The 7,241-nt window shown below is 52.5% G+C and carries 8 protein-coding genes; all 8 read left to right on the top strand.

Features of this window, described 5'->3' with window-relative positions; translation table 11 throughout:
- On the top strand, window positions 1-522 hold a 522-nt coding region (locus GTN70_04785), incomplete at its 5' end, for an anthranilate phosphoribosyltransferase (GenBank protein NIO16298.1).
- Window positions 523-534: 12 nt separating this feature from the next.
- Window positions 535-1,347 (top strand): indole-3-glycerol phosphate synthase TrpC, encoded by an 813-nt coding sequence (gene trpC / locus GTN70_04780; GenBank protein NIO16297.1) that lies wholly within the window; start codon window positions 535-537, stop codon window positions 1,345-1,347.
- Window positions 1,316-2,671 carry a TrpB-like pyridoxal phosphate-dependent enzyme gene (locus tag GTN70_04775; protein NIO16296.1) on the top strand — a complete coding sequence of 452 codons (1,356 nt, stop codon included), beginning with the start codon at window positions 1,316-1,318 and terminating at the stop codon, window positions 2,669-2,671. Before trpC ends, GTN70_04775 begins: the two co-directional genes overlap by 32 nt.
- Window positions 2,672-2,692: 21 nt before the next feature.
- The gene (locus GTN70_04770) at window positions 2,693-3,340 is read left to right on the top strand and encodes an N-(5'-phosphoribosyl)anthranilate isomerase (GenBank protein ID NIO16295.1); all 648 of its coding nucleotides are present in this window, start codon (window positions 2,693-2,695) and stop codon (window positions 3,338-3,340) included.
- Window positions 3,341-3,392: 52 nt separating this feature from the next.
- Window positions 3,393-4,508 (top strand): tryptophan synthase subunit beta, encoded by a 1,116-nt coding sequence (trpB, locus tag GTN70_04765; protein NIO16294.1) that lies wholly within the window; start codon window positions 3,393-3,395, stop codon window positions 4,506-4,508.
- 1 nt (window position 4,509) lies between these two features.
- Entirely contained in the window at window positions 4,510-5,319 is an 810-nt protein-coding gene (locus GTN70_04760) for a tryptophan synthase subunit alpha (protein ID NIO16293.1), read from the top strand.
- Entirely contained in the window at window positions 5,306-6,190 is an 885-nt protein-coding gene (locus GTN70_04755; protein ID NIO16292.1) for an acetyl-CoA carboxylase carboxyltransferase subunit beta, read from the top strand. Before GTN70_04760 ends, GTN70_04755 begins: the two co-directional genes overlap by 14 nt.
- On the top strand, window positions 6,190-7,241 hold a 1,052-nt coding region (locus GTN70_04750; GenBank protein NIO16291.1), incomplete at its 3' end, for a hypothetical protein. The genes GTN70_04755 and GTN70_04750, both read left to right, overlap by 1 nt.

Raw genomic sequence — 7,241 nt, 5'->3', positions numbered from 1 at the left:
CAGCCAAGAAGAGAGATAGGCATAAAGACGATATTCAACATCCTGGGCCCCCTGTCGAATCCGGCGGGGGCAAACAGACAGGTCGTGGGTGTTTACAATGAGGAACTGGGGGAGATGTATGCTAAAGTGATGCGTGAACTGGGGATCAGAAAGGCGATTATCGCCCACGGGACCGACGGGCTCGATGAAATTTCCATTTGCGCTCCCACGTTCATATGGGAGGTGGAAGGGGGTAAGATAGATAAATACCTTTTCGATCCCAGGTCTCTCGGGTTCGAGTACCGGAAAAGGGAAGAGATCAAAGGAGGCGACGGGATACAAAACAGCGAAATCCTGAAAGCAATATTGAGTGGCGGGGAGGGAGCCGCATCCGATATGGTAGTGCTCAACTCCGCTTTTGCCATCTTTTGCGCGGGCATGGCAGATACCCTGCAAGAGGGGGTTGCTCTAGCAAGGGAATCGATACTCTCCGGTCGTGCCGGGGACAAGCTCGATCGCTTTCTTTCATACTTTGCCAGGTAAAGACATGCAGCCATGTTCCTCGAGAGGATAGTAAATACAAAACGCCGAGAAGTTGCCCGGTTGAAGGCCGATTTTCGAAGGGACACTGGAAAACGGCCTCGAAGGGGAAAAAAAATAATCGACCTGAAAAGGCGCGGCGAGAGAAACATCATCGCGGAGGTCAAGAGGAGGTCACCGTCGAAAGGCGTATTCAGGGGCGATATTGATTCCGTAACCCTTGCCGGGGAGTACATCAGGGCAGGTGCGAAAGCCATATCTGTCCTGACGGATAGAAACTTTTTCGGAGGATCGGGAGATGACCTGAGAAGGGTTGCAGAAATGGCGGAAACCATCCCGGTGCTCAGGAAAGACTTCGTCGTGGATGAGATACAAATTCATGAGTCCGTCTATCTTGGGGCGGATATGGTGCTTTTGATAGCAAAGATCCTCACCCCGGATGAATTGAGCAATTTTGTGAGCATCTCGACTGAACTCGGTCTCACACCGCTTGTCGAGGTTCACTCCCGTGAGGAACTGGACATCGCCACTTCAGCCGGGGCGGATTTGATCGGCATAAACAACAGGGACCTTGATACGTTTCACGTCGATATTGCCGTTTCTGAAAAGATTCTTCCCCGGGTTCCGGATGGCAAGACGGTGGTTATCGAGAGTGGAATTCGTACACGTGCCGATATGGAAAGGCTCGAGGCACTCGGTGCAGATGCCTTTCTCATAGGGGAAGCGCTGGTTATGGCCGATGACCCAGCAAAACAGCTCGAGATATTCATAGGAAAAAAAATGAAAGGAGTGCGACATGAAGACCAAAATTGTACTGAAAGAAGCTGAAATGCCGAGAGCGTGGTACAACATTATGCCCGACCTCAAGAACCCGCCCGCGCCGGTTCTCCATCCGGGAACCATGCAGCCCGTGTCTCCGGATGACCTGTCACCGCTCTTCCCCATGCAACTGATTGAGCAGGAGGTGACGCAGGAGAGGTGGGTTCCCATCCCGGAAGATGTGCTCGATATCTATTCCCTGTGGAGGCCGACACCTATGTACAGGGCGAGGAGGCTGGAGGAGGCGATCGGCACCAGATCAAAAATATATTACAAATATGAGGGAACGAGCCCTGCAGGATCCCACAAACCCAACACCTCGATACCGCAAGCCTTCTACAACAAGCAGGCCGGGAGAAAGCGGATAGCAACGGAAACGGGTGCAGGCCAGTGGGGCTCCGCGCTGGCCCTGGGCGCCTCCTTTTTTGGCCTCGAGGCGACTGTTTACATGGTCAAGGTGAGTTATCACCAGAAACCATACAGGAGAGTGTTGATGGAAACCTGGGGCGCATCCGTCGTTCCCAGCCCGAGCGACAAGACGAACTCGGGAAGAAAGATTTTGAGCGAGGACCCCGACTCACTCGGAAGCCTTGGAATAGCGATCAGCGAAGCTGTTGAGGATGCGGCAACCAGGGAAGATACCTCGTATTCTCTCGGGTCCGTTTTAAATCATGTCCTCCTGCACCAGACGATAATCGGCCTGGAAGGGAAAAAGCAACTGGAGCTGGTCGGTGATTACCCTGATATCGTGATCGGCTGTTGCGGCGGTGGAAGCAACCTTGCAGGCATCGCCTTCCCCTTCTTGCAGGAGAAACTGACAGGGGGAAGAGAAGTTCGCGTGATCGCTGTTGAACCCGCTGCCTGCCCCACCCTTACAAAGGGGGTCTATGCCTACGATTTCGGGGATACGGCGCAGTTGACTCCCCTTGCAAAGATGTACACCCTTGGGCACGATTTCGTTCCGTCGGGGATTCACGCGGGTGGACTCAGGTATCACGGGGATGCACCTCTTATAAGCCAGCTCTACCAGGAGGGATTGATCGAAGCCCAGGCGTATCACCAGACAGAGATTTTCAAGAGCGCATCCATATTTTCCAAAAGCGAAGGCATCCTGTCGGCGCCCGAGACTGCTCACGCGGTACATTCGGCAATAGTGGAAGCGCGAAAGGCCGATGAGGAAGGGATCGAAAAAACCATACTTTTAAACCTGAGCGGTCACGGTTTCTTCGACCTAGCCGCATACGACGATTTTCTCTCGGGTAAGCTCATCGATTATGAATACCCTGAAGATAAAATCAGAGAGTCTCTCGCGAGACTGCCGAAGGTTGAGTAACAGAGCAGCGGAGCAGGGGCATTGTTCAGGGTAAAAATTTGCGGCATAACAAAGGCCCCCGACCTCGAGTTTGCAGGCCGGTTCGGTGCCGATGCGGCGGGTTTAAATTTTTACCCCGAGAGCCCGAGATATCTCGGCGTTGAAAAATGCAGGAATATCATCGGCTCAGCGGATTCTGCCCTCCGTTTCGTCGGAGTTTTCGTAAACGAAGACCCCGACTCCATAAACAGAGTGGCAGAGCATCTGGGCCTATCCTGTGTGCAGCTGTCGGGAGACGAAGATGAAAAAGTTGCCAACCGGGTGGAGAGGGAGAGCATAAAAGTGATACGGGCCGAAACGATAGATGATGTAAGGCGAGCCGAGCAATTCCCATCCCACTGGATCATGTTCGATACTCCGGTTCCGGGAGCATACGGAGGTTCAGGGCAGACTTTTGACTACGAGGTTCTCGTTGCAGCCAACATAAAGAGGCCGTTTCTCCTGGCCGGGGGGCTCACTCCAGACAATGTGGCAGCCATCGTTAAGATTGTCAGGCCCTCGGGTGTAGACGTGGCATCGGGAGTCGAGCATTCCCCGGGTGTGAAGGATCCAAAAAAGATGAGGGAGTTTATCAAAAACGCCAAGGAGGCACTTGATTTTGTCTGGCCATCAGAAGAGAAAACTCCCTGATTTGAAAGGTTACTTCGGCGATTTTGGCGGGAGGTACGTGGCCGAGACGTTGATGCCGGCGCTGAAAGACCTGGAGGGGGAATTCAAAGAGGCGAAGAAAGACAAGGACTTCAGGCGTGAGCTGAGAAGATATCTCACGGAATACGCCGGAAGACCCACCCCCCTGTATTTCGCCTCCAATATCTCGAAAAAGATCGGTGGAGTGAAGATCTACCTGAAGCGGGAAGACCTCTGCCATACGGGGGCCCACAAGATCAACAACACTATCGGGCAGGGAATTCTCGCGAAGAGGATGCGGAAGAAGCGTATCATAGCGGAGACCGGGGCAGGGCAGCACGGTGTCGCAACTGCGACGGTGTGCTCCATGCTGGGCCTCGAGTGCATCATTTACATGGGACTTGAAGACATGAAACGGCAGGAGATCAACGTCTTCAAAATGAGGCTGCTCGGTGCTACCGTCGTCCCCGTCCAATCGGGCTCCAAAACGCTCAAGGACGCCATGAACGAAGCGATCAGGGACTGGGTAACCAACGTTCGAACGACGTACTACATGATTGGATCAACGGCCGGGCCGCATCCCTATCCATGGTTGGTGAGATACTTTCAGTCGATAATCGGGCAGGAGGCGAAGCGGCAGATATTGAACCGGGAAAAGAGCCTTCCCCATACCCTTATTGCCTGTGTTGGAGGCGGGAGCAATGCCCTGGGCCTTTTCTACCCGTTCCTCTCACACAGAGGAGTGAACATGATCGGTGTCGAGGCTGCAGGTAAGGGCCTGAGAACGGGTCTTCATGCGGCAACTCTCGCAAAGGGCGGTGTTGGCGTTCTCCACGGGAGCAGGTCGTACGTGCTGATGGATAGAGATGGGCAGATAAAGGAAGCCCACTCGATTTCTGCAGGGCTCGATTATCCCGGCGTCGGCCCCGAGCACGCGTATCTCAAATCTACCGGCAGAGTAAAGTATGTTTCCGTGACGGACAGGGAAGCTGTAGACGCGTTTCACCTGCTTTCTGCGGAGGAAGGAATAATACCCGCCCTTGAATCGGCCCACGCGCTGGCTTACACGATGAAGTTTCCCAAAAATTCCGAGAATAAAGAGCCTGTCGTCGTTGTTAACCTGTCGGGAAGGGGAGATAAGGACGTGACAACGCTCATTGACCGAGGCTAGGGTGAACAGGATAGCCGCAAAATTTCAGAGCCTGAGAGAAAGAAAAGAAAAGGGCCTCGTTATCTATTTGACTGCCGGGGACCCCGACATGGAGACCTCACTCGAGCTCTTTCTCTGTGCCGCTGTCTCCGGGGCGGACATCCTGGAAGTGGGCATTCCCTTCTCAGACCCAATGGCCGACGGCCCGGTGATCCAGAGAGCTTTCGGCAGGGCTCTTGGAAGTGGCTGCTCCCTCAAAAAAACACTGAATCTCGTGAGGAAGCTGAGAGAAATTGTCGATACCCCGGTTGTCCTTTTCGGTTACCTGAACCCGATACTTGCATATGGTGCGGAATATTTTTTCAGGGACTGTAAAAGCGCGGGAGTTGATGGTATCTTGATAGTAGACCTGCCGCTTGAGGAGTGGGGTAATTACAGAAGGTACGCCGATGCACATGATATCGCGTGGATAGGGCTGGTCACCCCCGCCTCCGGTGAAAGGAGGACGAAGGTGATCGCAGACGGCACGTCCGGCTTCGTCTATGTCGTATCGGTAACCGGCATAACCGGTACGCGAAACAGGTTGCCCGGTGAATACAAAAAAGCAGTTCGGCTGGTGAAAAAAAGTGTCGACACCCCTGTGGTGGTGGGATTTGGCATATCGACCCCGGAGATGGCGCAGTCGGTAGCGCGGGTATGCGATGGTGTTGTCATCGGCAGTGCTTGCGTGAAAATGGTGGAAAAGTACAAAAGTAACAGGGAAGCTCTTATAAAAAACATCGCCGCTTTTGTAGAAAAAACAAAATTGAGGATTCGGGATGGCAATCTTTAAGGGTAGGAAAAAAAGCATGAACGAAAAGAAGACCAGGGTTCCGGAAAACCTGTGGATCAAATGCGAAAAATGCCTGGAGATCATATACCGGAAGGAAGTGGAGAGAAATCTCAATGTATGCCCGAAATGCAAGTACCACTTCAGGATTTCCGTCTCCCAGCGGATTGAAAGCCTTCTCGAGGAAGGCAGTTTCAGTGAATTTGGAGCAGAATACCAGTCGGAGGATATTCTCGGTTTCAAAGACACCAGGAAATATACCGAAAGGCTCAAGGAAGCGAGCGTCAAAACGGGCCGCAACGAGGCGGTCATAACGGGAACGGGCAGGATTTGGGATATTGAAATCGTTCTGGCCGTTTTTGATTTTTCCTTCCTCGGCGGCTCCATGGGGTGTATCGTCGGAGATAAAGTTACCATAGCAATGGAAGAGGCGACGCGCAGAAGGATACCGCTCGTCATCGTTAGCGCATCGGGGGGGGCGAGAATGCAGGAGGGAACGCTGTCCCTGATGCAAATGGCAAAAACCTGTGCGGCCCTGAAAAAGTTCGACAACGAAGGCTTGCCCTACATTAGCATTCTGACTGATCCCACAACGGGTGGTGTGGCGGCGAGCTTCGCCATGCTCGGCGACGTCATCATCGCCGAACCCGGGGCGCTCATCGGCTTTGCCGGCCCGCGGGTTATCGAGCAGACGATTAAACAGAAGCTCCCCGAAGGTTTCCAAAGAGCAGAATTTCTGCTCGAGCACGGTACGATCGACATGATCGTGGACAGGACTCAATTGAAACAGACGGTGTATGACCTGTTCAAGTACATGCATTCGAACAAAAGAGAAAAAGGCGAACAAAATCCCTCTCCTTCCTCACAAAGGTGATGACGGGCTCAGCGGGGATCATCAAGCCAGGCCTCGAGAGGATTTTTATTCTTTTGAAGTACCTCGGTAACCCGCAGGAGAAGTTCTCCTCCATTCGAATCGCAGGGACGAACGGAAAAGGGTCGACAGCCTACTTTCTGAACAGCGTTCTTATCAAAACTGGTGCAACGACCGGTCTATATACGTCTCCCCATATTCGGAAACCTGAAGAGCGCATACGGGTTTCAAACGCGCTCTATGAGGGAGACCTGCTTCATGACATGGGGGAACTGGAAAAAAGCGTTCTCTCTTCCCTCCCAAAGCTGTTAAGGGATAGGCCGACTTTTTTTGAGCTCGCCACGGCTGTTGCACTGGACTATTTTCGGCAAAAGAGGGTAGATGTGGCGGTGCTGGAAACGGGTCTCGGCGGAAGGCTGGATGCGACGGCAATTGCCGGCAATATCGGGGACGTTCTCACCGATGTTTCCCTCGATCACACTGAATATCTCGGAAACTCGATCGAGGAGATCTTGCTGGAAAAAATCGGGCATGTGAAAGGGATGTTTCTCGTTTCCAGCTCGCTTCCCCACTACCTGGGTAATCTTGTAAAGAATAGATGTAAAAAAACAGGTTGCCATTTGAGCGTCCTGGGACGGAATTTTTTTTTCGAGAAGCTGGGAAACGGTGCATTCAATTTTACTTCGAATAGTGTTACCTTAAAGAAACTCTGGAAGACATCTCCAGGCGACTTCCAATATAGAAACGCTGCGATTGCCGCGGCTGCAGCTTTGAAGCTCGGCGATCATTGTCGAATAGAATTTGAAAAACTGAGCACAGCAATCAGGGAGGGAATAAAGCAAACCTGCATACCGGCAAGATTCGAGATGGTTTCAAATGATCCCCTTGTGTTGCTCGATGTGGGTCACAACTATCTCTCATCCTGGACGCTTCGTCACGAGCTGGTCAAAATGAGGCGGGAGAATGGACATAAGACCGTCTGTGTTTTTACCATGATGAGAAACAGAAATCCCGTTCCCTTTTTAAAATCCCTCCTCGGCGTAACCGACCTGTT

This window comes from Deltaproteobacteria bacterium (assembly GCA_011773515.1).
Classification (GTDB): Bacteria; Desulfobacterota; Deferrimicrobia; order J040; family J040; genus WVXK01.
This window is presented reverse-complemented; position numbering and strand designations above follow the sequence as displayed.